Consider the following 25,999-nt stretch of genomic DNA (forward strand, 5'->3'; position numbering starts at 1 on the left):
AATTTTAGAATTAAATAATGTTTAATTTTCTTAATTGGCGGGCTAGCTGACTGATTGGTAAACCAACAACCGAATAATAGTCTCCTTCAATTTCTTTGACAAAGATTGCTCCAAAACCTTGTATACCATAAGAACCAGCTTTATCCATAGGTTCTCCGGTTTGGATATAAGCATGAATTTCTTCGTCGGTTAATTGATAAAATGTCACTTTTGTACAGACATTAAAATTAGTAATTGTTCCTCTGCTCTGAATAGATACACCTGTATAAACTTCATGTGTATTTCCAGATAAAAGTGACAGCATTTTAAACGCATCATCTTCTGATGTTGGTTTACCTAATTTTTGTCCGCCGAGTGTAACAATCGTATCCGCACCAATTACAACACTATTCGTGTATTTACTGTATACATCAGTTGCTTTTTGTTCTGCAAGTTTCATAACTAACTCGGCTGGATGCATTGTTTGATCCATAATTTCTTCAACATCACTTTTACAAACTTCAAAGGAAATTTTCAATAAACTTAGTAATTCTTTTCGACGAGGAGAGGCAGAGGCTAGAATAATTTTTGTCATAAAATCACCTATATCATTTGTTATTAAAAAGGAAGAATACTTTTGTATCCTACCTAAGAACTAATCATAACACAATTTACTAAATTTCGATTTTGAACAACAAATATTTATAAAATTGTAATCAAACTGAAAGATTTTTTTAATTTTAGATTCCGCATGTTTTACAAAATTTAATCTTTGTAAAGTAAATATTATCTTAAAATACCTTTTTTGTTATATTTTGGTTTGCAAACTTTGTTGCTATTTAACAATGCGTTAAGTTGATTGGAGCGAAAGAAATGCTCGCTTTCCGTGGGGCGGGCGGTGAGCCTCCTCGTCGCTATCGCTCCTGCGGGGTCTCACCTGTCCCGCTGCTCCCACAGGAGTCTCGCACCTTCCGCTCCAATCAACTTCATTATCATCAGTTTCCCTTTAACAAAATCTTTTTAAAAACAACAATCTTTTATTTTTGATGAAAATACAATTACAAAAGTATCAATTAAAAAAAAGTACACTTGTCCTATTTTACAAGTGTACTAGACTGTTCCTTCAATAATTTAAATGCTTCCAGTAATAAGGGATAAGTTGCGAAATAGGTATCCTTGAAAGAATGCCCCTCTTCAAGTTGGAATTGATCAATCGCATTTAATAACTTCGTGTTACTTTCTTTAATTTGTCCCGATAATTTTTTCTTTTGTTGAGAAAGAATTAGTTTATCTGCTTGTAATTTATCTGCTAGACTTTTTTCTTTTAAGTTTTCCTTATTTAAACACTTAATTAAATCATCAAAAACTTCATACTGATTTTTTAATGCAATTCCATTAGCTTCTTTTCCGTTAAATTGACCACCTGTTAACATCGTTCTTTTTACATAAATCCCAGACCCATTTCCACCCATAAAATCTTTAAAAAAAGTGGACTTAACAGATTCTAATCCAGTAATGACATAATATAATTTACTTTCTTTATAAACAATACTACTTAATCCATTTTTACTTAGTTCATTCACTCTTTTTTCTGCTGAATCTTTCTGTTTGAAAATACCTGCTTGAGCAACTTTTAAATTGACAGATGGGATCTCAACTAAATTTGTATGTCCAATATTGTTGGATGATTGATAGCTAGGTAAAGTATTTTTAGGATGATCAGAAGAACTAAAAATTTTAAGAATACTAAATCCTAAAATTAGTCCAACAACACATGCACTTACAATCGAAATAATAACACTCTTTAAAAACCTAGAAGATACTTGCTTCGTCTCATTATTTACTATTTTATTACTTTGTTCCTTCTTACTTGCAATTTTTTCAAATGAAATAACATTATTCGGTCGTTCATCTAACGAGGGTAAAATCCAATTAAATTCCTTTACATCCTCCTTTGGTTTAATTATGTTTTCAGATTCCACCTGAAACTGTTTTTCTTCACCATTAATTTTTATTGATATTTTCGAGGACTTGTCCACTCTGAATCCTCCTTAATTTATAAATAATAATTAGTAAACTAACTCTATCAAATTATATATAAAAATATATGAGACTCCTGTCGAGAATAGCACTCAAATTTACGTCAAATTCAATGGTATACTGACAAAATACGAAAAGTGGAAGCACCCCGGTTATCTCCGACAGGCATTGGAGCAAATACAAAGCGAAGTGTGTTTTTCACTTCACTTTGTATTTGTGAAATGACCGAGGAGATGGGTACAGGAGCTAGACAATACGAAAAGCGGAATGAACTCGCTTTGCTCTGAAAGGCGTTGGAGCAAATAACATGAAAAGGGTGCTTTTTCCCTTTACTTGTTATTTGTGAAACGACCGAAGAGCTAATTCATGGAACTAGACAACTCGAAATGCGGAGGCACCCCGTTTATCTCCGAAAGGCATTGGAGCAAATACCAAGGGAAGTGTTCTTTTTCACTTCACTTGGAATTTGTGAAATGACCGAGGAGATGGGTGCCGAAGCTAGACAAAACGAAAAGCGGAATGAACTCGCTTAGCTCTGAAAGGCGTTGGAGCAAATAACATGGAAAGGGTGCTTTTCCCTTTACTTGTTATTTGTGAAACGACCGAAGAGCTAGTTCATGGAGCTAGACAATACGAAAAGCGGAAACTCCCTGCTTAGCCCTGATAGGCACTGGAGCCTCTGACAGTGGAAGCGCGCATTTCGCTTCAACTGTCAGAGGTGAAGTGACAGAAGGGCTGGGAGTTGGAGCTAGACAAAACGAAAAGCGGAATGAACTCGCTTAGCTCTGAAAGGCGTTGGAGCAAATAACAAGGAAAGGGTGCTTTTTCCCTTTACTTGTTATTTGTGAAACGACCGAAGAGCTAGTTCATGGAGCTAGACAAACCGAAAAGTGGAAGCGGCTTTCTTACCTTCGACAGACATTAGAGCAAAAAGCCTTGAAAATAAAAAAAAGTAGCTGTTTTTCAACAACTACCCTTTATAAATCGCTACTCGATTTCTTCCTGCATTTTTAGCATCTGAATACATTGCTCGGTCAGCGCAACGTATTAAATCATTCGGATCATCTGCATGTAGTGGGGCAACAGCTGCACCGATACTTGCTGTAATCCTTAAATTCATCATATATTGTTCATTCGACATATAATTTCGAACACTGAATGGTAGTCTTTCAAGACTTGAACGAATAGCTTCTGCTATAGCAAACGTTTCATTTTCATTTTTATTTAAGAGAAGGATAGAAAACTCTTCCCCACCGAAGCGGGCCACCATACCCTTATCCTTAACAACATTTTTCAATCTTTTACCAACCTCAATTAATACTTCATTTCCCGCTTGATGTCCATAGTTATCATTTACTTTTTTAAAATGGTCAAGATCTAACAAAATAAAAGAAAGGGACTCAATTTCATTGTTTGACAGACGAAGAAATTCAGTTTTAATATCATTTTCTAAGTATTGATAATTATATAAACCTGTTAAAGAATCGATTTCACTTCGTTTTTTAGTTTCATTATAATATCTTGCATTCTCAACTGCTGTTACTAAATACGTTGCTAATAATTCAACTAAAACCATTTGATACCGTTTATAAGCCTTCTTTCGTTCTGAACAAATGGTTAAGACACCAACAACTTCTTGGTTTTTTATAATTGGTACAGATAATACACTTTCTGCATCTACGTAATTTGAATGAGATGTTGTAAACCAATTTGATCTTTTATGATAAATAATTTCTTTTTTGTTTTTAAAAACTTTCTCAGACACCGTATCGTTAAATAATGTAAATTTCGGTGTACTATGTCTGAATCCCTCTTCACTATTTACAAAAAATCTTTTTAATTTTAGTTCTCCATCTTTTTCAAAAAATAAAAAGCCATTTGAAACTGAAGTAATCCTCGTTAATTGCTCAAAAAATTCATCAATTACCTTATCTTCTTCCATTTTCCAAGACATTGCTTGTCCAATATGCATTGTTCTTTGTAAATAGTTATTTAACATTTTGGATTCGGATAATAGATTTAATATAATCATTAAGATAATATAAGAAATCCCAGTATAGACTATAGGATAATCCCCATTTTTTTGTATCATATAATAAAGACTTAATCCTACAGGAAAAATGATTAAACTAACATTCAAATCCCAAAAAAAGTCTCTTGAAAAGAGTTTTGGTTTGTTTTTCAGTAAAAATAATCCTATGAAATAAATAATTGCTTGATTTGCAATAAAATTGACAATAACGTAAACGCCAATTGGTACAAGATTACCTATCATTTGATGCTGAGTTGTCGGTCCAATCTCTCCACCGGCTAAATGAAAAGATACTGCACTTAAAGTAGAAACAATGATAAAAACCAATGAATTTAACGGAATTCGATATAGTGTTTTTTTCGTTATATTAAGCCGTAGATATGTAAAACAAAGACCAATTTGAGTTGCAATAATTTCCGCAAAAAGTCCATATGCTAAAAACATAAACAAGGATAACCCCATTGTAAATGTGATCGTATTATTTTCAATCGTAAGAGGCATGATTGCGACAATAAAAATAAATGCAAGTAATATACATGCTGTTTCAATTTCAATTTCTTGATTGAAAGGCATAAGCTGAAACGCAGCAATAAATAACAATGGAAAAGTTATTGCCCACGAAAACCATATATATTTTAGATTTTGTTTTTTCAACTTTCTCACCCCAACCAACTAAAAAAATCTGAATTTTTACCTTACAAAATATTTTCTCACATTTGAGATAAAATATAAAGAACCAGTTATTAATATAACATCATTTTTTTCTATTTTCTTACAAATGTCGGAAATCGCTTTTTGAAAACTTGATTCAAACTGTATTTTCGTATTACCTTCATATTCCCTAGATAGCTCGAATAATTCTTCTTTTGTATGCGCTCTTGGAAAATCAAATGTTGTCATTGTTAAAGTAGATGCAATTTGTTCAAGCTGTCCTATCATCTTTGAAACCTCTTTATCTTTTAAAGCACTAAATAAAACATTGATTTTCCGATCACCATAGTGTTGTTGAATTGTTTTTACTAGGCTTTGGATTCCTTGATCATTATGAGCACCATCAATCAAAACGATTGGATTGTCATTTAATTTTTCTAATCGACCAACCCACTTGGCATTCAACAACCCTTTTCGAATGACTTTTTCTGAAACTGAGATAATTTTCTTTTCTTGTAGCAGTTCGATTGCCATGAGGGCACAGCTTGCATTAAAAACTTGATGACATCCAATCATACTTGTTTGAAGATGCATTATTTTTTGAGAAGGTGAACAAAATATAAATAGTTCCCCTTCTTTGGTTTTAAAATCTTCCACAAAAAACTCTTTTTCCAACAAATAGGTTGGTGATTTTTTTAACTTAGCTACTTTAACAAGTTCCTCAATTGCTTCATTTTGTGTTACGGCTGAAATGATTGGTACTCCCTCTTTTATGATACCTGCCTTATTTTTAGTAATATCCCTTAATGTATGGCCTAAAATCCCCATATGATCATAACCTATACTTGTTATGATACTGATTAATGGAGTAATCACATTTGTACTATCAAGTTCCCCACCTAGCCCAACCTCGATTAGTACAAAGTCTTGTGGTTTATAGATTCCAAAATAGTAAAATGCGATGGCTGTTAAAATTTCAAATTCTGTTGGCGCACCACAAGATAACTTTTCGACTTCTAAAACCACTTCTTTAACTTTACTTACTACTTGGACAAAATCTTCATTTAAAATAGGATTTCCATTTACGCTAAATTGTTCATTATAGTTAACGATGTATGGTGATGTGAATGTGCCAACTGAATAACCACCTGCAGACAATATATTTTGTAAAAAGCTGATGGTTGACCCTTTTCCATTCGTCCCGCCAACATGAATAGCGTTTATTTTCAAATGAGGATTTCCTAGTCTTTCTAGCATTTCATACATTCTCTCTAAACCTGGGGTAATGCCTAACTGCAATCTTCCTGTAATCCATTCAATTGATTCTTCATAAGACGTAAACAACATTCCCACTCCTTAAAAAAAGCGACGAGTATTGGTTTCTTCCAATATTCGCCGCTAAATTACTTCTATTGTCTAAATCTAATTTTTATTTACTAAGTTCTGCTAAACGAACCTTTACAGCTTCTTGTTTTTCAAGATAGTCTTTTTCTTTACGACGTTCTTCATCAATTACTGCTTCAGGTGCTTTTGCAACGAAACCTTGATTACTTAGCTTTTTCTGAACACGTTCAACTTCACTTGTCCATTTCGCTAATTCTTTTTCAAGACGTTTCTTTTCTTCATCTAGGTTAATTAAACCTTCTAATGGAAGATATAGCTCTGCTCCACTAATTACAGCTGTCATACATTTTTCAGGAGCTGTTACACTTGTTGAAATTGTTAATTCTTCTGGGTTACAGAAGCGCTCAATATAAGAACGATTTTCTTCTAATGCTGTTGCAATCGTTTCATCTTTCGCAGCAATTAACATGTTAACTTTTTTGCTCATTGGAGTGTTTACTTCTGCACGAATATTACGTACTGAGCGAATTAATTCTACTAACATTTTCATCGTTTCAGAAGCTTTATTATTCGTTAATTCCTCTTTTACAGTTGGCCAAGCAGATACTGTTATTGACTCACCTTGATGAGGTAGAGATTGCCAAATTTCTTCTGTTACGAATGGCATGAATGGGTGTAATAACTTCATTGTACTTTCTAATACATAAGCTAAAACTGAACGTGTCATATTTTTAGCTGCTTCATCTTCACCATATAATGGGATTTTTGCCATTTCAATGTACCAATCACATACATCATCCCAAATGAAGTTATAAAGAACACGACCTACTTCACCAAACTCATATTTATCCATTAATGTTGTAACATGTTCAATCGTTTCATTTAAACGAGTTAAAATCCACTCATCAGCAACTGATTTTTCACCTGTTAAATTAATTTGGTCATATGTGAAGCCTTCCATATTCATTAATGCAAATCGAGAAGCATTCCAAATTTTATTTACAAAGTTCCAAGTTGCTTCAACTTTTTCAATACTAAAACGTAAATCTTGACCTGGTGAGCTTCCTGTTGTTAAGAAATAACGTAATGAATCTGAACCGTATTTCTCAATAACTTCCATTGGATCTACACCGTTACCAAGTGATTTACTCATTTTGCGACCTTCAGCATCACGAACTAAACCGTGAATTAAAACATCATTGAATGGACGCTCTTCTGTAAACTCGATACCTTGGAAAATCATACGAGAAACCCAGAAGAAAATAATATCATACCCAGTTACTAAAACATTTGTTGGATAATAAGCTTTGAAATCAGCGCTTTCTTTATTCGGCCAGCCTAATGTAGAGAATGGCCATAAAGCTGAGCTAAACCAAGTATCAAGAACATCATTATCTTGTTCCCAGTTTTCAATATCAGCTGGTGGTTCTTGATTTACGTATACTTCACCAGTTTCTTTATGGTACCAAGCAGGAATGCGATGTCCCCACCATAACTGACGAGAAATACACCAGTCACGAATATTTTCCATCCAACGTAAATATGTGTTCTCAAAACGGTCAGGAACAAATTTTACACTGTCCTCAGAGTTTTGAAGTTTAATTGCCTCATCAGCTAGTGGTTGCATTTTTACGAACCATTGTGTTGATAAATATGGCTCTACAACTGCCCCACTACGTTCACTATGACCAACTGAATGCATATGTTCTTCAATTTCAACAAGTACACCCATTTCTTGAAGGTCTTTTACGATTTGTTTACGGCATTCAAAGCGATCCATACCTTCGTATTTTCCTGCTTTATCATTCATCGAACCATCTTCGTTCATAACAAGGATACGAGGTAAATTATGACGATTTCCAACTTCAAAGTCATTTGGATCATGCGCAGGTGTAATTTTAACTACCCCTGTACCAAATTCCATATCAACGTAATCATCAGCAATGATTGGAATTTCGCGATTAACGATTGGTAACATAACTGTTTTTCCAATCATATGCTTGTAACGCTCATCCTCAGGATGTACTGCAATTGCAGTATCGCCAAGCATTGTTTCTGGACGAGTTGTAGCAATTTGGATTTTACCTGAACCATCAGTTAAAGGATATTGCATGTGGTAGAATGCACCTTGAACATCTTGGTAAATTACTTCGATATCAGAAAGAGCTGTCTTTGTCGCAGGATCCCAGTTAATAATGTATTCTCCGCGATAAATTAACCCTTTATTATAAAGTTTAACAAATACTTCTTTTACTGCATCTGAAAGACCTTCGTCTAAAGTAAAGCGTTCACGAGAATAATCTAAACCTAAACCGATTTTTTCCCATTGTGCACGGATATGTGAAGCGTATTCTTCTTTCCATTCCCACGCTTTTTCTAAAAATTTCTCACGGCCAAGATCATAGCGTGTAATACCTTCTTCACGTAATTTTCCTTCAACCTTTGCTTGTGTTGCAATACCTGCATGGTCCATACCCGGTAAATACAATACATCATAACCTTGCATGCGTTTTGCACGAGTTAAAATATCTTGTAAAGTTGTATCCCAAGCATGACCTAAATGTAGTTTTCCAGTAACGTTTGGTGGTGGAATTACAATTGTATATTTCGGTTTGTCAGATTCTACTTGAGCTTCAAAATATTTTCCTTCTAACCAGAATTTGTAGCGACCTTCCTCAACTTGAGTAGGATCATACTTTGTTGGTAATGTACGGTTTCCTTCCATTTTCACTCATCTCCTATTTTAAAAAAAATAAAAAACTCCATTCATCCTATAAAAGGACGAATGGAGTTAAATTCGCGGTACCACCTTTTTTTGCCAGAAGGGTATAGCAAATACAAGTTCATTCTGACACACTTAAAAAGATAACGGATTATCCGAAAGCTTCTAATCGCATTCGCTTTCAAAGCCTTTGCTCATGGGCGACATTCCAACACTTTTTTCTAGAAAATCTCACACCAATGATTTTCCTCTCTGAAGAACTAGTTTGTTGTACTCTTCCCATTCAAAGCATTTATTTATAAATATATTTAATAGTCTACAAAATAGTTGTATTGTTCGTCAACAGTATTTCTAAATTTTTACTAATGTATTCAATTTTGAATTAATATGTTCAATAAAAACTGTACTATACCTAATTTTTCTTCTTCCTTAAGGCTATTTCCAAAAAAATTTGTTGCTTTTTTAGATGCGTTAGTTGATTACAACTCCAGGTTGCTCGCTTTCCGTGGGGCGTGAGCTGAGCCTCCTCGGCAAGCCTGCGGGGTCTCAGCCTTCCCGCTATTCCCACAGGAGTCTCGCACCTTCCGTTGTAAATCAACTTCTGTCTTAAAAATCAATAATCTCAAGGGCAACAATCTTTTAGAAATGAGCCTTTAGAATAGACTCTTCCTTAAGATAGTAGTTGTTATCTCCAATATTTTTGATATTGAGGAATGTATGAGATTTGCTGGGATTGTGGAATATACTGCTGCTGATGATACTGTTGATTTGAATACTCAATTGGACTATGTCTCATTACTCTATTGCAGTCAGTGTATGGACCAATATAGGTTGTAGGTTTAACAGGTGCAACTGCTTGTTTCCATTGGTTTTCATCAATGCAATATGTGTGTGACATAATATTTGACGGAGTAAATTTTAGGATGTCAGAGCCTAAAATCACATCTGGCGTTGGCGCATTAAATATTGCTAAAAGATGAGTTTGATCAACTGTTGCTACTTCATAATGCCACCAACCTTGAGGTACGTTTGCCACTTGACCAGGTGTAATTGAGTAATTAAGTATTTGTTTTGTATATGGGTTCATCATTGAAACAATTGCAGCTCCAGAAATACAGTAGACTAGCTCGGCTGCGTTTTGATGATAATGCGGTTCTACAACATTATTAGCACTTAGAAAAATATCTAGTAATGACACATTATCCAATGTATTCAACTGTTTCACACCTAAGATGTTTATATAGTTGTGATGATCTTTTATAAACAGAGGGTTTTTATTTAAGTCAAATGTGTATTCAGTTGATGGAGAGGTGTAATCTATATTTAAAGTCATAAATTTGCTTCACCTCCTTCTATAAGTTTTAAAACTCAAAACCTTATAGGCATGTTATGTATTTACAACAAGTCTTGTGTAAAAGTATAAAACAAAAAGACGTTTTCACGTCTTTTTAATACTCTTACTAATTTAGGTTTCAAAACTCCTTAAAATTAATAGAAGAATCCTATTGGGGTAGGCCTTCAAAATGGATTTCAATGATATTAACTAAGTAACCTTACATAATATGGTAATAGCATTTCTCATAAATTAATCTTATCTTAAATCTGTAATCTCTTCTTAATATTCTTGTTATGCATTCAAATAAACATGTGAGATAATATATAATAATAAAATAGTTTTAAGTTTGGAGGTACACCATGAATATTTTCAAAAGGACCATTTCTGACGTTCGCGGTAAGAGTGGATTAAAAATAGATGCTGTTTTAGAAAAATCCGAATATGTTGCTGGTGAGTTAGTACGTGGTCATTTGTACATAAAAGGCGGAAAAGTAAAACAAGCTATTGATTCAGTTTACATTCAAGTTATGACTGATTATAGTATTGAGTTTGATGACATGATTAAAAAAGAAAGTGGAGCTTTGCAGTCTATGATTGTTTCGGTTGATTCATTCATTCAACCAGATGAAGAGCTAATGACTCCATTCTTTTTCACTTTATCTGAGAATACTCCAATTTCACTTCACCAATCTCACGTTTGGATATCCGCAAGATTAGCTAATGATAAAACGGATAATCAATACGATGCAGATGCTGTGCAAATTGTTCCTTCTGCTGGATTAAAAACAATTATTCAGGCAATCCAGGAAGAAGGATTTATTCTAAGAAACTGTGAAAACAAAAAAAATTACGGCAAAATAACACAAGAACTTGAATTCTTCCCTTTAAAAGGTCAATATCAAAGCAGTGTAAATGATATTAAAATTACTTACCTCAATTTTAAAACGACTGCGGACCTTACTTTACAAGTGAATCCATCTAGTCCACAAATGTTTAATAAACGACTTAAAAAATTAGATGACGAATTTACAACAAGAATCTCTTTCTCAATAAATCAAATAAATGATAAAGATTATATTCGATCTATTCTAACTCAAGCAATTAATCGAAAACTTCTATAATTATTTTATAAAATTGGACTGCCTTCAAATAGTACTGACTAATTATAGTCGAAACTATAAGGCAGTCTTTTTTCAATTAACTCTAATCTACACTTCAATTGATTGAGCTTTCTCAAGATCCTCTTGTATTTTAGATATAAAAAATTCAATATTATTTATATGCCAAAACGATTTTAATAACTCCTTTACTTTTTCTTTTTCGCTTATTTCTTCATCTCTTTTCATATATGGTCCTATCTGTTTTGCTATTGCTGTAGGATAAGCCATATAACTCATAAACAATAATTTCTCCTCTTCGCGTAAAGGAAAATTCTTTTCATATGTCCTTAACCAATTATTCCGTTCTAGTTGCTGAATTGGATAGGTCTCAAATGATTGTTTGTAGTAATTTGTTAAATCTTGAATTGGTGTCGTTTCTTGCGCATTTTCTAAATTGATAAAAACCCCTTCTCCTCTTTCATTCACTAAAAAATGTGAAATGGATAAACTTCCATGATTCATAACGATTCTTGTATTTTCTGTTTCCTTCATTTTCGTAATCCACTTTTCTAATTGATCATTAGCGAACTTATGAGCACTCATGATTTTATGAAAAAAAGTACAATAGCTTAATTCATAAGGAGACATATACCAATTACTTTCAGCAACATCGATAAAATTTTCTAAAATTTCACGTTCATTGCTCCACCTTTTCGTCAACTTATCATAATGGCCTTGCAATTGGTCAATATCAACCTTTTTCTCTTTTTGTGTTTTTTGATGCATTTTCCCTAATGAAGTAAACATTCTTTGGAAATGCAAGTTTTCATCCGAGTTCGCGTCCTGTCCGTCAATCCATGGCATTAAATAATAATGCTTTTCATTATGTTCTACAACGTAGTCTCCAGAGTACGTATGATAAATTGGCACAACACTTCGAACACCTTTATCTTGAAGGGAACGAACATTTTCAATTATATTATAACGATAAATTTTTTTCGGGTTTGCCTCCTTTAATGCAAATACCCCTTGATTTGTATAAATTTTAATCACTTTCCCAACCTTTTCAACATAATTGGGAACAATCTGGTATTGTTCGAGTATTAATGTAATCTCATCTTTTGGTGTTGTATTCATGTTGTTTCACTCTCTTTCACTAATTAAGAATAATAAAAGCCTTGTATCAGTAGATCAACATCTAATCTAATACAAAGCTTTTCTCAGCTTAATTTAGTTGCTCTTTCACGGCACTTATAGGGATATTTAATAATTGGCCTTCAGTTAAATATTGATCCTCTAAATTATTCGCACGGAAAAGTTGTTGCGTTGAAATATTATATTTTTGGGCAACTGAATCGACAGTATCACCACTCTGCGCAAAATATAATTTCAGCTTAGCTGTTTTTTCTTCTCTTCCTTCTCTTGTAAAGAGGCTAGCTAATAAATTATCATTCCGAGAATAATTATTTTCTTCATCTTGTTCATCATTACTATTTTGATAATTATTTTCTATATTTGACTGATAATATGAAGAAGCAGTTTGTCTTCCATTTGAAGTTTCATTCATATATTTTTCTACAAAGTTATGTTCTTCTAGGAATTTTTCTTTTTGCTGATACGTTTGATAGATCGGCTGATCCTCATATGGCTGTTTATCAAATGTTGGTCTAGCATTTGTCGATTGCTCAAACGCATTCATTTCTGGTAAAAATGTTTCATTTAGATCCGGTAGTGGGCTTGGTTCAACAAACCGATATTGCTCTGCATACGAATTATATTGATTATCTTCTTCATCTATTACTACACTCGATTCATTTTGCTCTTCTTCTCTTAACTCAGCACCATCATTTGATTCAACTGAACAAATGATTCCATCTGGAACTTGTTGATCCTCATCTTCCTCTAAGTGACTTAGATTATATACTTGATCTTCAAATTCTTTTCTGTAAACATCTTCTTCATTTCTTTCAAATTGGATTTGCTCTTCATGATGTAAATATGAATTTTGCAATTCAGTATTCTCATCTTCATTTTGCTCTTCGTTTCTTGCAAAATACTCTTGTTCTTCATTATTCGCATAGTAATTCTGTGGTTCAGTATGATTCGCATCAAAATCTTGTTCTTCATTTCTTACATAATGCTCTTCATTATTTGCATAGAGATTCTCTGGTTCGCCCTGATTCTCATAATCATTCTGTTCTTCATTTCTTGCGTAATACGCTTGATCTTCATTATTTGCATAGTATTTCTGTGGTTCGCCCTGATTCTCATAATAATTTTGTTGTTCATTTCTTGCATAATACGTTTGCTCTTCATTATTTGCGTAGTAGTTCTGTGGTTCGCCCTGATTCTCATAATAATTTTGTTGTTCATTTCTTGCATAATACGTTTGCTCTTCATTATTTGCATAGTAGTTCTGTGGTTCGCCCTGATTCTCATAATAATTTTGTTGTTCATTTCTTGTGTAATACGCTTGTTCTTCATTATTTGCATAGAAGTTCTGTGGTCCGCCCTGATTCTCATAATAATTTTGTTGTTCTCCACTTGGATAATGTGTTTGCTGTTCATTATTTGCATAGTAGTTCTGTAGTTCGGCATGATTCTCATAATAATTTTGTTGTTCATTACCTGCATAATAAATTTGTTCTTCACTTCTTGGATAGAAAATTTGATGTTCATTATTATTCGTATAGTTTATAGGATTATTTTCGATATAATCATTTTGTGGAACATTATTAAAATAGTAATTTTGCTGTTCATTATTTGTAAAATACTGTTGTTGATCATTTTGATTAGAATTATTATTTTGCTCTTCATAATGATTTAGAAATTGAGTGCTTTCTTCCTTCAGTTCATCTCTATTTTCCTCAAAATTCAGAGGCTGAAATCCTTCTGAAGGAGAAGGCGGTGGGGAATAAGATTGAGGAATCTCCTCATCAATAGGCTGTAGCCAATCACTTCCATATAAATTTTCTTCCTGGTCATCACGCAACTTATTTTCATTTGAAAAAAATTGAAATTGCTCTTGATCACCAACTTGGTATGGATCATGTTGTTCTTCATACTGCTGATGATTTGAGTTTTCTTCCATTTGTTGTTCAACAGTCCGGTCGTTGTGTAGCCCAGAAATACACAAATCAGCCGTTATTTGAATACAACTGTTTTCTGCAATCTGATAGTCGAAGGTCTCAACAGTTACAGCTAAATTTTGTAAATCGCTAATTCTAGTAAGTGGTATTGAAATATCTACAGGAAAATTATGCTGCAATTCATAATTACCATTATCAAGTAATCTAACGTCTTCAATTAATCGTGTTGGAGAAAGTTCACGCAAAGAATAATACTCTTCTTTTGTTGCACTTTCTGGCAAATATTCACCTATTAACGTTAATACACCCTTCACTTGAACAAAATCATCAAATTGTTGTATGTTTATGTCTGGATTTAATGAGAGCGATTTTAACTCTTTGACTTCCTGTCCTCTTTGGAACCAGACCGTTTCTTTTAAGGTAAATCGTATATTCGTTTGATTTTCCGAAGACACACTAACGTCCTCCTCTCATACTCCTGTTTTTCCTACGACAATAAAGTTTATGAGGTAAAAAAGGAAAATATGAAAAAAAGATATTAGTATGGGTTAGTGTATATTAAAAAACTTAAACAAAACATTGGCTTTGTTAAACTTCATTGATGTTATTTTACAGTGAGATAAGTTGATTTCCACTCGAGCATTCTGGAGTGGAAATCAACTTACACATACTCAAATAGCAACAATATTTACAAATAAAAAGTAGAAAATCACACTATCCAAAAATTACTTTTCAATTACCCATCCATTTCTTTCACATAAAGAAGTAATATGATTCAAATGATGCTCCCCATGCCATGCATACAACCCTAGTGCATACTCTAATTGTACATGTTCATTTGATTCAGGATGAAAAAACGTTCTGTTAAAGTCTTCATTAGTTAAAGAACGCAATAAATGTGTCCATCTACTATGTAATCCTTCCAAAATAGCGAATGAGCTTGATAAGTCGCTATTCACATCAGGTAAATTTGCCCAAGCTACTTCATCATATGGTTTAATCGTTGGCTCATTTTCAGTAAGTGCTAATTTAAAGCGAGTAATTGCATTTAAATGGCTGTCAGCTAAATGATGAACTACTTGCCTAACTGTCCATCCACCTTCTCGATACGGACAATTAAGTTGTTCGTCATTTAGTTGAATCACTACCCTTTTCAATTCATTTGGAAATTGACTAATTTTACTAATCCAAATTTCTTTCTGTTCTTCAGTCATATTTATTGGTTTTTCAAATTTTCCTATTGGATATTTCAGTTGTTCACTCATTTATTTCTCCTCCATTTTTGGCTCTATTTGTTTTAACTAAAACTCTTTAAAAACAGCAATTCTTAAGAAAAATGCTTATAAAAAAACCTTATCCCATAAAAATATACTCTATAAGATAAGGTTTCATGTTGTTTAATTATTTAATTGTGAAAAAGCATTTTCTACTGCTGCAATTGTTTTTTGAATGTCTTCATCCGTTAATGTTGTTGAAAGGAATAATCCTTCAAATTGTGATGGAGGTAGGAATATTCCTTGCTCAGCCATTAATTGATAGTATTTTGCAAACATCTCTAGGTTCGATGTTTTTGCTACTTCATAATTGATAACTTTTTCGTTTGTGAAGAATACACCGATCATTGAACCTGCTCGGTTTACACAAAGAGGAATGTTATATTTTTCAGCAGCTTGTTTAAAACCAGCTTCTAATTGATCAGCTTTGCGAACAAACTCCTCATAATCAGCTGGAGATAATTGACTTAACGTTTCATATCCTGCTGTCATTGCTAATGGATTTCCTGAAAGTGTTCCTGCTTGATAAATTGGGCCACTTGGTGCAATTTGGTTCATAATTTCTGCTTTACCACCGTACGCACCAACAGGCAGTCCCCCGCCGATAACTTTACCTAAGCAAGTTAAGTCTGGAGTAACTCCAAAATGCCCTTGAGCACAATTGTATCCTACACGGAATCCAGTCATTACCTCATCAAAAATTAGAATTGTACCATTTTGTGTTGTAATTTCTCTTAATCCTTCAAGAAATCCTTCAACTGGCGGTACTACTCCCATATTTCCAGCTACTGGCTCTACAATAACAGCTGCTAAATCATCGCCAAATTGTTCAAAAGCATAGCGAACACTTTCTAAATCATTATATGGCACTGTAATTGTATTTACCGCTACTCCCTCAGGAACACCAGGACTATCAGGTAAACCTAGTGTTGCTACACCAGATCCAGCTTTAATTAATAAAGAATCCCCATGTCCATGGTAACAACCTTCAAATTTCAAAATTTTGTTACGTCCTGTATATCCACGTGCTAGACGTAAAGCACTCATTGTTGCCTCTGTACCAGAGTTAACCATTCGTACTACTTCGATTGAAGGTACACGTTCAATTACTAATTTCGCAACTTCTGTTTCTTTTAAAGTTGGTGCTCCAAAGCTTGTACCAGTTTCAGCAGTTTGTTTTAATGCCTCTACTACACGTTCATTCGAGTGTCCAAGAATTAATGGTCCCCAAGAAAGTACATAATCAATGTATTCGTTCCCATCGATATCATAAATCTTAGACCCTTTTCCATGGCTCATAAAAATTGGAGACATGTTAACACTTTTGAAAGCACGAACAGGACTATTTACGCCACCTGGCATTACTTCTTTTGCCTCTGAAAAAGCTTGAATTGATTTTTCATATGATCTCATACAAACTTACTTCCCTTCTTCAAGTAACCATTTAGCTGCATCTTTCGCATGATATGTCATAATCATGTCAGCCCCTGCACGCTTCATGCTAATTAATTTTTCCATCACTATTTTCTTTTCGTCTACCCAACCGTTAATGGCTGCTGCTTTAACCATTGCATATTCACCACTTACATTGTAAGCAACGATTGGTTGATGATAGTTATTACGGATATCACGAATTATATCTAAGTATGAAAGTGCTGGTTTAATAATTAAGAAATCTGCGCCTTCCATTGTATCTGATTCTGCTTCACGGAATGCTTCTAGACGGTTCGCAGGGTCCATTTGATATGCCTTACGGTCACCTTGACCCGGTGCACTTTGAGCTGCTTCACGGAAGGGACCATAGAAAGCAGATGCATATTTTACTGCATAAGACATAACTGGAATATTCTCAAATCCTGCTTCATCTAGAGCTTGTCTTATAGTTGCTACAAAACCATCCATCATATTAGATGGTGCAATAATATCAGCCCCAGCTTTCGCTTGGCTTACAGCTGTTTTTGCAAGTAAAACTAATGACTCATCATTATTTACATAACCATCTTCAAGAACACCACAGTGTCCATGATCAGTGTACTCACATAAACAAGTATCTGCCACTGCTACTAAATCCGGATACTGTTCTTTCGATTGTGAAATTGCACGTTGAACAATACCTGTTGAACAATAGGCTTGTGAACCTACTGCGTCTTTTACGTCTGGAATACCGAAGAAAATAACTGATTTAATTCCTAAAGAAACAACTTCATCAATTTCTTTTTTTAATTCATCAAGTGAAAATTGGAAAATACCTGGCATAGAAGCAATTGGATTTTTAACTCCTTCTCCTTCTACAACAAATACTGGATAAATGAAATCTTCTACATGTAAATGAGTTTCTCTAACCATTGAACGTAATGCAGGTGTACGTCTTAAACGGCGGTGACGATCGAAAGGTATTGTTGGATACATTTTAATTTCCCCTTTAACTTCATCAATTTATTTTATCAATACTATTATTGTTACGCTTGATTCATTATTTCAAGTAATAAAGCTTCAACTGTATATACTGTTGGAGAAATAATATGCTGAAATCCTAACTGTTTTGCTTTTTCTACTGTTACTTCACCAATACAAGCAATTTTGTATTCATTCACTTTTTTTAAATCAATCTTATTTTCGATCAGTTGATAAAATTGATCTACGCTGTAAGGATTTAAAAAAGTCAGAATATCTATTCCATCCGTTCTTAAAATCTCCATAAGTCGATGTTGAGATTCACGATTTGGAACAGTTTCATATACTGTTAATTCTTTAACACTATGTCCTAGTTGGCTAAGAATAGTAGAAACTCGGTCACTGGCAAGAGAACCTTTTACAAATAATAGATTTGATTTATTTTCAAGTAACTTTCCAAGTTCACTTGCCAACGCTTGTCCAGTATATTTCTCTGGCATAAATGTCACTGAAATTCCATATTCTTGGACTTTTTTCTTTGTTTTCTCACCGACAACGGCTATTCGTTTTTTATATAAATCATTTTTACATTCTCTTGTTATATTTTGAATAAAATAATCTACTGCATTTGCACTTGTAAAAATAACCCATTCTGCTTCAGAAACTAATCTATTTACTGTAGATTCATCCGAGAATGCGCTTGCTTTTTGAATTTTTTGGACTGGTATTATGACCGGAACTCCATCTAGCTTTTTTATCTTTTCAGCCATCTCAAAAGATTGATGTAAAGCTCTAGTGATTAATACTCTTTTTCCATTTAAGGAATTCATTACTCATTTGCCGCTTCTTTTACAGATTGAATTATTTCTTTTGCACCTAATTTTTCTAATCGAGAAGCTGCAATTTCGCCAATTTCTTTTGGATCAGTTCCTTTAACTGTTTCCTTTAAAATTGTTTTTCCATCTGGTGAGGCAACTAATGCAGTAAGAGAGATTTCATCACCAGCTAGTGTAGCATAACCAGCAATCGGTACTTGGCATCCGCCTTCCATACGATCAAGAAAAACACGTTCTGCTTCAACTGTTTTATACGTTACATCGTCATTTAAACGACTAAGTAATTCTCGGATTTCCATATCCTCTTCTCGGCATTCAATCGCTAAAGAACCTTGTCCAACGGCTGGAACACATAATTCTTCGCTAATGTATTCCGTAATACTTTCCTCTGCCCATCCCATTCGAGTTAAGCCAGCAGCTGCTAAAATAATCGCATCATATTCTCCGTCTCTAAGTTTAGCTAAACGAGTATCAATATTGCCTCTAATCCATTTAATTTTTAGATCCGGCCTTACTGCCTGAATCTGAGCGCTTCGACGTAAACTGCTTGTCCCAACAACAGCACCTTCTTCAAGCTCCATTAATCCCTTACCACTGTTTGAAATTAATGCGTCTCTAGGGTCTACACGTTTTGGAGTACAACCAATAATTAAACCTTCAGGTAAAACAGCTGGCATATCTTTCATACTATGAACTGCTAAATCAATTTCTTTCGTCATCATTGCATGCTCAATTTCTTTGACAAAAAGTCCTTTTCCACCAACTTTTGAAAGGGTTACATCTAAAATCACATCACCCTTTGTTACAATTTCCTTTAGTTCAAATTCATAGTTTGGCGAAACTTCTTTCAATCTCTCAACAAACCACTTTGTTTGAGTAAGAGCTAGTTTGCTTCTTCTAGTACCAACAATTATTTTACGCATTTTGATAACTCCTTATATATTCCATATATGAAACGAAGAATAAAAATTTAGAAGAATATAATTTCCTAATAGTAATAAAAAACAACAAATATTATATATCGTTAATGTTCTACCGTATAAATAATTTCGAACCTTTAAGAACATAAATGCACCGTACATTAGTAACACAAAAAACGAACCAATCACTTTTGGATCATACCAAACAAACGAATGAATTCGTATACTTGCCCAGATCGAGCCTAGTATTAAGGCAGTAATAAGAAAAGGGATGCCTATTAAATTGCATAAATAAACCATTTTTTCAAGCTTAGCTAAATTTCCGAGCTTTCGTAAATGAACCGACCATTTTTTCTTTTTCAGAAGCTGGTATTGAAACAAATACATTACTGAAAATATAAAGGATAATGTAAATGAACCATACGCTATAAACGCTAATCCAATATGAATATATAACAAATCAGATTTTAGCTGATTTAATAATATTGCGGTCTTCCCTACTCTAGGTACTAAAATCGATAATGCAAACACTAAAAATGCTACAACATTTGTAAAAAATACAAGATAATCTAATTTCACAACTCGATTAATAATTAAAGAAATCGTAATGACTGACCAAACATAAACATACAGACTTTCTCTAGAGGTTATTAAAGTATAAAAGTCTGTCTTAAACAATGTATAACAAATAAAAATTGTTGAGAATAACCACACAATGCCTAGTAAATAAAATGCTAGTTGATTAGCAATTTTATTCGAATCAATAAAATCGATAAAAGAAAAAACAATACTCCAAACAAACAAGAGAATGATGAAGTGATAAATGAAACTACTTTGAAATAGATGCATCATTAAACCTTAAATATTCCCTAAATAAGCTTTGGTAGGATTCCATTCTGATTGTGTTTGTTTTTGAGCATATTCTTTCTCTTCAGGCTCATCAACTAAGTTAAAGATCTCTTTAAAAAGAGTTAGTTCAGCTCCAGAATTATTTGAAATCCCCATTTCTTTTACCTTCATGATTGGATCACGTAATAACTGGTTAACAATACTTTTTGTATGCTTTTGAAGTACTTTTAAATCTCGTTCAGAAAGATGCGGTAGTTTTCTTTGAATACTTTCCATTGTCTCAGCCTGAACTGATAATGCTTTTTCACGTAATGCTGTAATAACAGGAACAACACCTAACATATTCACCCATTGATTGAAGTTTTCGATCTCAGTACCAATCATTTGTTTAATTTTCACTGCTTCTTTTTCACGTTCTGCTAAGTTATCCGCAACAATTCCTTGTAAATCGTCGATGTCATACAAAAATACATTTCCTATTTTATGAATTGAAGGCTCAATATCACGTGGTACTGCGATATCCACTAAGAATAACGGCTTACCTTTTCGACCCTTTTCAATTCGATTAATCATAGAAGACGTAATGACATACTCTTTTGCACCAGTTGAAGAAATCACGATATCAGCTGCTTTTAGAGATTCTTCAAGATCATTAAAGCCTTTACCTACACCGTTAAATTGAGTAGCTAGATTTACTGCATTTTCTACAGTTCGATTGATAACAGTAATCTTTTTAATACCGTTTGAATAAAGGTTTTGAAGGGCAAGATTTCCCATCTTACCAGCACCCACAATTAGTACATGACAATCATTAAGATCGTTAAAGATTTTTTTCGCCAATTCTACAGCTGCATAGCTAACAGAAACAGCATTTTCACCGATTGCTGTTTCAGAATGAACTTTTTTAGCAAATGTAATCGCTTGTTTAAATAATTGATTAAAAATTGTACCAGTACAATTATGCTCTTGAGATAATTGGAAACTATCCTTTATTTGACCTAAAATTTGAGTTTCACCAACAACCATTGAATCTAAACTACTTACTACATAAAATAAATGCTGAATTGCTTCTCGTTCTGTTTTTATTGATAAAAATGGAGAAAGCTCGTCTTCTTGTAAACCAAAATAATTTAGTAAGAAACGTTTTATATAATATTGCCCTGTATGCAATTGATCTACAACTGCGTACACTTCAGTTCGATTACAAGTTGAGACAATAATGTTCTCTAAAATACTTTTTTCTTCTTTTAATTGTTGCATTGCATTTGCTAACTCAGATTCTCCAAATGCTACCCTCTCACGAACTTCTACTGGGGCAGTTTTATAATTAATACCGATTGTAATAATATGCATTCTTTTAAGGCCCCCCTTAAATGTGTTATCACTCGAAATAAAATTGCCAATTATCTATCTAATTAACTATTTATACTTTATCTTCATATGCTATCATAAATGTAGTAATTTGTTGTAATTTGTAACACCTTTTTTTATCCTTTTCTATTATACAATACTTTTTGAAGGAAAGTTATTATTTATAATAAATCGTAATGGAGAGTTTAAATGAGGAAAAATCGTTTATTTCTAGGAATTTTATTAATTGGATTTGGTCTTTTTTATTTTATTTCAAAGTGGCATATTGCTTCGCTACAATCTTTTAACGATTGGACAACACCTCTGTTTATTACATCAATAGCTCTTTTAGTTCAAGCATTTAAAGGTAAAGAGTATTATTATATTTTCCCTGGTATCGTTGTATTCGGATTTGGATTTCATTTTTATGCATTAAAACATTTTTCTTTTTGGCCACATCATTGGTCAGTTTTAATTTTATTTATTTCGATTGGTATGATTCTTCAAAGTCGTAAAACAAGAGCCGATTTGTTACCTGGCGTTATTCTTTTCATTATCGGACTATTTTTATTATTTAACGAAAAACTATCCACAATGCTTGGTTCATTACAAACACAAATTTCATCTTTTCAGCAGTATTGGCCAATTATCATCGCAGTAATCGGATGTTATTTTCTTTTTTCAAAAAAATAAGTCGCAATCCAACCTGGATTGCGACTTTATTTTTTGATATTAACTTTTGTTTTATGCATGCCTTTCGAAGCTAAGCAATCATGCTCCACTTTTGTTACTTACATGCTTTTTCAATCGCTGACCATGCTTTTTCTTTTCCCATGCCTGTCTCAGAAGAGAATAAGATTAGTTCATCGCCTTCTTCAATTTGAAGGGTTTCTCTTACAACCTTTGCATGTTTATCCCATTTCCCTTTAGGAATTTTGTCAGCTTTCGTAGCAACGATAATGACTGGGAGTTCATAATGTTTTAAGAAATCGTACATCATGACATCGTCTTTTGAAGGAGCATGGCGTAGATCAACTAATAACACAACAGAACGTAATTGTTCTCTTGTTGTTATATATGTTTCGATCATTTTCCCCCATGCTTCTCTTTCTTTTTTTGACACTTTAGCATAGCCATATCCTGGAACGTCAACATAAAATAATTGCTCGTTAATTAAGAAAAAGTTTAATGTTTGCGTTTTTCCAGGCTTTGAAGAGGTCCTTGCTAACGCTTTACGATTTAACATTTTATTAATAAATGATGATTTTCCAACATTTGATCGTCCAGCTAAAGCTATTTCAGGTATATTTGTTTCTGGATATTGCGCAGGCCTTACAGCACTGATCACGATATCTGCACTTGTTACTTTCATTGCTTCACTCCTACTATTGCATACCGTAATACATCATCTAAATGAGATACAGGTATAATCGTTAATGCTGATTTTACTGTATCAGGAACATTTTCTAAATCTTTTTCATTTTCTTTTGGAATAATGATTGTTGTTAGTCCTGCTCGATGTGCACTAAGTAATTTTTCTTTTAATCCACCAATCGGTAAAACGCGACCCCTAAGTGTAATCTCACCAGTCATTCCAACTTCTTTACGGATTGGTTTATTTGTTAATGCCGAAATTAATGCTGTTGCCATTGTGATCCCTGCAGAAGGGCCATCTTTTGGAACTGCCCCTTCTGGTACATGAATATGTATATCATATTTTTCATGGAAGTCTGGCTCGATTCCTAATTCATTTACTTTTGAACGGATATAACTAAATGCTGCTTGAGCCGATTCCTTCATTACATCACCAAGCTTACCAGTTAACGATAGTTTACCCTTTCCTGGATAAAGCGATACTTCGATTGAAAGCGTGTCTCCACCGAATGCAGTATAGGCTAAACCTGTCGCAACACCTACTTGATCCTCTGTTTCCATCTGCCCGTAAGAGAAAGTTTTCTTGCCAAGGAATTCTTCAATGTTTTTATCAGTAAAGATCAATTTCTGTTTTTCCCCAGACACAATAATCTTTGCAGCTTTTCTACATAATTTAGCCAGAACTCTATCTAAATTACGTACCCCTGCTTCACGAGTATAGTGACGAACAATTGAAACTAATGCATTATCTCTTATTTGAACAGACGATTTATTTAATCCATGCTTTGATAATTGCTTTGGAAATAAGTGTTTTTTCCCTATACTAACTTTTTCTAGTTCTGTATAGCCAGAAAGAGAGATAATTTCCATTCTGTCACGCAAAGGACCTGGAATCGTTGATAAATCATTTGCAGTAGCAATAAATAACACGTTTGATAAATCAAATGTCTCTTCAATATAATGGTCACTAAATGTATGATTTTGTTCCGGGTCTAAAACTTCTAACATTGCAGAAGCAGGGTCACCTCTAAAATCATTAGACATTTTATCAATTTCATCTAATAAAAAGACCGGATTATTCGTTTCCGCTTTCTTTAAGCCTTGAATGATTCTTCCTGGCATTGCACCAATATATGTTCTACGATGTCCGCGAATCTCTGATTCGTCACGCACTCCACCTAATGAAATTCGAACAAATTTTCTTGATAATGAGTTCGCAATTGACTTAGCTAAAGACGTTTTCCCAACCCCTGGAGGTCCAGCTAAACATAATATTGGACCACGAAGAGAGTTTGTTAACTGTTGAACTGCTAAATATTCCAATATCCGCTCTTTTACTTCATGAAGACCTTCATGCTCACTGTTCAGAATTTTTTCAGAACGTTGTAAATTTAGAGTGTCTTCAGTTGATTTAGACCAAGGTAAAGAAACCATCCATTCTAAATAATTGCGAATGACACCTGCTTCTGCTGCAGATGGTGGAAGTTTTTCATAACGAGCTAGTTCCTTTAATACCACTTCTTTTGTAGTTTCTGACATACCAGCTTCTTCAATTCTAGTTAATAGTTTATCTACTTCCTCAGTTTTCCCATCACGGTCACCTAACTCGCGTTGAATAACCTTTAATTGCTCACGTAAGAAATATTCTTTTTGAGTTTTATCAATATTTTTCTTTACTTGTTGAGCAATTTTTTCTTCAAGTTTTAAGAGTTCCTTCTCATCTTGAAGTAAATTCAAAATCATTTGTATTCTTTCAGTTATATCTAAAGTTGATAGTATTTTTTGTTTCTCCTGCTCATCTAATGGAATAGCATCTGTTATTGCATCTGCTAATTTACCAGGATGATCCTGTTTAACAATACCAGCAATTGTATCAGGAAGAATACGTTTTGACAGCTTACTATACTGTTTAAAGTGCTGAAGAAGAGTGCGCATAAGAGCTCTATGTTCTAACGTTATTTCCCAGTCTTCCTTATACTCTTTTATAAGTGCTTCTGCATAACTATCTTGATCAAATACATCTACTAATTTACCTCTATGTAAACCTTCTACAGTTATTCGGTATGTACCATTTGATAAAGACATTTTTTGTGTGATTTTCGCAACTGTACCAAATTCATACAGTTCATCTTTTGCAGGATTTTCTGTATCAGAATCCAATTGAGAAATCAAAAATATGTATTGATTATTTTGAGCTGCCTCTTTAATCGCTTGAATTGATTTCGGTCTTCCTACATCAAGGTGTCCAACGGTTGACGGAAAAACACTAATTCCTCTTAACGGTAGGAGGGGCACTACTTTTTCACTTGTAACTTTCATAATTGTTACACCTCCAATAGTTCTATCTAGTTATTTTACATTACCATATATAACTAATACAATCATAGAAAAAAGCATTTTTCAAAAAATAATTGCTTTCCATGTGAAATAATGGCTTTTTTTGTATACAATGTTGCTATTTTAGAATGTGATAGTTGATTGGAACGTAGGGATGCTCGCTTTCCTAGGGGCGTGAGCTGAGCCTCCTCGTCGCATACGCTCCTGTGGGGTCTCAGCCTTCCCGCATCTCCCACAGAAGCCCTTCACCCTTCCGTTCCAAACAACTTCTGTATTTAAAGTTACAAAACCTTATAGCAACAACCCTTAAAAAAGAAGCTTTAGAAAAGAGCCAAAATAATTAAAACACATAAATAAAAAAAATGCCTGACC

General features: G+C 33.6%; 19 protein-coding genes and 1 other annotated feature. Of the genes, 2 read left to right on the plus strand and 17 right to left on the minus strand.

Annotation, left to right across the window (positions count from 1 at the left end; all coding sequences use genetic code 11):
* Positions 1–10: 10 nt before the first annotated feature.
* The 6 genes from J5Y03_RS01680 to J5Y03_RS01705 form a co-directional block, all read right to left on the minus strand.
* Positions 11–574, minus strand: a complete 564-nt coding sequence (locus J5Y03_RS01680) for a Maf family protein (protein ID WP_209401759.1) — start codon at positions 572–574, stop codon at positions 11–13.
* 499 nt (positions 575–1,073) lie between these two features.
* Positions 1,074–2,018 (minus strand): hypothetical protein, encoded by a 945-nt coding sequence (locus J5Y03_RS01685; protein WP_209401762.1) that lies wholly within the window; start codon positions 2,016–2,018, stop codon positions 1,074–1,076.
* Between the two features lie 971 nt (positions 2,019–2,989).
* On the minus strand, positions 2,990–4,705 hold the full coding sequence (locus J5Y03_RS01690) for a sensor domain-containing diguanylate cyclase (RefSeq protein ID WP_209401764.1): 1,716 nt from the start codon (positions 4,703–4,705) through the stop codon (positions 2,990–2,992).
* Positions 4,706–4,741: 36 nt separating this feature from the next.
* Positions 4,742–6,049 (minus strand): bifunctional folylpolyglutamate synthase/dihydrofolate synthase, encoded by a 1,308-nt coding sequence (locus J5Y03_RS01695; RefSeq protein WP_245208687.1) that lies wholly within the window; start codon positions 6,047–6,049, stop codon positions 4,742–4,744.
* A gap of 82 nt (positions 6,050–6,131) precedes the next feature.
* Positions 6,132–8,771, minus strand: coding sequence for a valine--tRNA ligase (locus J5Y03_RS01700; RefSeq protein ID WP_209401768.1), 2,640 nt, complete (start codon positions 8,769–8,771; stop codon positions 6,132–6,134).
* A 49-nt stretch (positions 8,772–8,820) separates the two neighbouring features.
* Positions 8,821–9,064: a binding site (T-box leader), on the minus strand.
* Positions 9,065–9,453: 389 nt separating this feature from the next.
* Positions 9,454–10,101: a cupin domain-containing protein gene (locus J5Y03_RS01705; protein ID WP_209401770.1), complete on the minus strand. Its 648-nt coding sequence runs from the start codon at positions 10,099–10,101 to the stop codon at positions 9,454–9,456.
* Positions 10,102–10,463: 362 nt separating this feature from the next.
* On the opposite strand from J5Y03_RS01705, the gene J5Y03_RS01710 reads away from it, so the two are divergent.
* On the plus strand, positions 10,464–11,225 hold the full coding sequence (locus J5Y03_RS01710) for a sporulation protein (RefSeq protein ID WP_209401773.1): 762 nt from the start codon (positions 10,464–10,466) through the stop codon (positions 11,223–11,225).
* An 87-nt stretch (positions 11,226–11,312) separates the two neighbouring features.
* Here the strand turns inward: J5Y03_RS01710 and ysxE are convergent, their stop codons facing one another.
* The 9 genes from ysxE to hemA form a co-directional block, all read right to left on the minus strand.
* Positions 11,313–12,341, minus strand: coding sequence for a spore coat protein YsxE (gene ysxE, locus J5Y03_RS01715; protein WP_209401781.1), 1,029 nt, complete (start codon positions 12,339–12,341; stop codon positions 11,313–11,315).
* Between the two features lie 88 nt (positions 12,342–12,429).
* Complete coding sequence (locus J5Y03_RS20070) at positions 12,430–14,748, minus strand: LysM peptidoglycan-binding domain-containing protein (RefSeq protein WP_209401783.1); 2,319 nt, start codon at positions 14,746–14,748, stop codon at positions 12,430–12,432.
* A 270-nt stretch (positions 14,749–15,018) separates the two neighbouring features.
* Positions 15,019–15,558, minus strand: coding sequence for a YfiT family bacillithiol transferase (locus tag J5Y03_RS01725; RefSeq protein ID WP_209401785.1), 540 nt, complete (start codon positions 15,556–15,558; stop codon positions 15,019–15,021).
* Positions 15,559–15,690: 132 nt separating this feature from the next.
* On the minus strand, positions 15,691–16,980 hold the full coding sequence (hemL, locus tag J5Y03_RS01730) for a glutamate-1-semialdehyde 2,1-aminomutase (protein ID WP_209401787.1): 1,290 nt from the start codon (positions 16,978–16,980) through the stop codon (positions 15,691–15,693).
* Between the two features lie 6 nt (positions 16,981–16,986).
* Positions 16,987–17,976, minus strand: coding sequence for a porphobilinogen synthase (gene hemB / locus J5Y03_RS01735; RefSeq protein ID WP_209401789.1), 990 nt, complete (start codon positions 17,974–17,976; stop codon positions 16,987–16,989).
* Positions 17,977–18,026: 50 nt separating this feature from the next.
* Positions 18,027–18,791 carry a uroporphyrinogen-III synthase gene (locus tag J5Y03_RS01740; protein WP_209401791.1) on the minus strand — a complete coding sequence of 255 codons (765 nt, stop codon included), beginning with the start codon at positions 18,789–18,791 and terminating at the stop codon, positions 18,027–18,029.
* Complete coding sequence (hemC, locus tag J5Y03_RS01745) at positions 18,791–19,720, minus strand: hydroxymethylbilane synthase (RefSeq protein ID WP_209401793.1); 930 nt, start codon at positions 19,718–19,720, stop codon at positions 18,791–18,793. Before hemC ends, J5Y03_RS01740 begins: the two co-directional genes overlap by 1 nt.
* Positions 19,721–19,732: 12 nt before the next feature.
* Positions 19,733–20,566, minus strand: coding sequence for a cytochrome c biogenesis protein CcsA (ccsA, locus tag J5Y03_RS01750; protein ID WP_209401801.1), 834 nt, complete (start codon positions 20,564–20,566; stop codon positions 19,733–19,735).
* Positions 20,567–20,575: 9 nt separating this feature from the next.
* Positions 20,576–21,919, minus strand: coding sequence for a glutamyl-tRNA reductase (gene hemA / locus J5Y03_RS01755; protein ID WP_209401803.1), 1,344 nt, complete (start codon positions 21,917–21,919; stop codon positions 20,576–20,578).
* Between the two features lie 207 nt (positions 21,920–22,126).
* On the opposite strand from hemA, the gene J5Y03_RS01760 reads away from it, so the two are divergent.
* On the plus strand, positions 22,127–22,609 hold the full coding sequence (locus tag J5Y03_RS01760) for a hypothetical protein (RefSeq protein WP_209401805.1): 483 nt from the start codon (positions 22,127–22,129) through the stop codon (positions 22,607–22,609).
* Positions 22,610–22,703: 94 nt separating this feature from the next.
* Here J5Y03_RS01760 and yihA read toward each other — a convergent pair whose 3' ends face one another.
* Positions 22,704–23,288 (minus strand): ribosome biogenesis GTP-binding protein YihA/YsxC, encoded by a 585-nt coding sequence (gene yihA, locus J5Y03_RS01765; RefSeq protein ID WP_209401807.1) that lies wholly within the window; start codon positions 23,286–23,288, stop codon positions 22,704–22,706.
* Complete coding sequence (gene lon / locus J5Y03_RS01770; RefSeq protein ID WP_209401809.1) at positions 23,285–25,609, minus strand: endopeptidase La; 2,325 nt, start codon at positions 25,607–25,609, stop codon at positions 23,285–23,287. Before lon ends, yihA begins: the two co-directional genes overlap by 4 nt.
* Positions 25,610–25,999: the final 390 nt, after the last annotated feature.

This window comes from Gottfriedia endophytica, from assembly GCF_017814275.1.
GTDB lineage: Bacteria > Bacillota > Bacilli > Bacillales > Bacillaceae_G > Gottfriedia > Gottfriedia endophytica.

What these genes read in the sequence shown, in the direction of transcription:
- J5Y03_RS01680 (WP_209401759.1), bottom strand. Translation starts at nt 574, where the DNA reads ATGACAAAAATTATTCTAGCCTCTGCCTCTCCTCGTCGAAAAGAATTA.
- J5Y03_RS01695 (WP_245208687.1), bottom strand. Translation starts at nt 6,049, where the DNA reads ATGTTGTTTACGTCTTATGAAGAATCAATTGAATGGATTACAGGAAGA.
- J5Y03_RS01700 (WP_209401768.1), bottom strand. Translation starts at nt 8,771, where the DNA reads ATGGAAGGAAACCGTACATTACCAACAAAGTATGATCCTACTCAAGTT.
- J5Y03_RS01705 (WP_209401770.1), bottom strand. Translation starts at nt 10,101, where the DNA reads ATGACTTTAAATATAGATTACACCTCTCCATCAACTGAATACACATTT.
- J5Y03_RS01710 (WP_209401773.1), top strand. Translation starts at nt 10,464, where the DNA reads ATGAATATTTTCAAAAGGACCATTTCTGACGTTCGCGGTAAGAGTGGA.
- ysxE (WP_209401781.1), bottom strand. Translation starts at nt 12,341, where the DNA reads ATGAATACAACACCAAAAGATGAGATTACATTAATACTCGAACAATAC.
- J5Y03_RS01725 (WP_209401785.1), bottom strand. Translation starts at nt 15,558, where the DNA reads ATGAGTGAACAACTGAAATATCCAATAGGAAAATTTGAAAAACCAATA.
- hemL (WP_209401787.1), bottom strand. Translation starts at nt 16,980, where the DNA reads ATGAGATCATATGAAAAATCAATTCAAGCTTTTTCAGAGGCAAAAGAA.
- hemB (WP_209401789.1), bottom strand. Translation starts at nt 17,976, where the DNA reads ATGTATCCAACAATACCTTTCGATCGTCACCGCCGTTTAAGACGTACA.
- J5Y03_RS01740 (WP_209401791.1), bottom strand. Translation starts at nt 18,791, where the DNA reads ATGAATTCCTTAAATGGAAAAAGAGTATTAATCACTAGAGCTTTACAT.
- hemC (WP_209401793.1), bottom strand. Translation starts at nt 19,720, where the DNA reads ATGCGTAAAATAATTGTTGGTACTAGAAGAAGCAAACTAGCTCTTACT.
- ccsA (WP_209401801.1), bottom strand. Translation starts at nt 20,566, where the DNA reads ATGCATCTATTTCAAAGTAGTTTCATTTATCACTTCATCATTCTCTTG.
- hemA (WP_209401803.1), bottom strand. Translation starts at nt 21,919, where the DNA reads ATGCATATTATTACAATCGGTATTAATTATAAAACTGCCCCAGTAGAA.
- J5Y03_RS01760 (WP_209401805.1), top strand. Translation starts at nt 22,127, where the DNA reads ATGAGGAAAAATCGTTTATTTCTAGGAATTTTATTAATTGGATTTGGT.
- yihA (WP_209401807.1), bottom strand. Translation starts at nt 23,288, where the DNA reads ATGAAAGTAACAAGTGCAGATATCGTGATCAGTGCTGTAAGGCCTGCG.
- lon (WP_209401809.1), bottom strand. Translation starts at nt 25,609, where the DNA reads ATGAAAGTTACAAGTGAAAAAGTAGTGCCCCTCCTACCGTTAAGAGGA.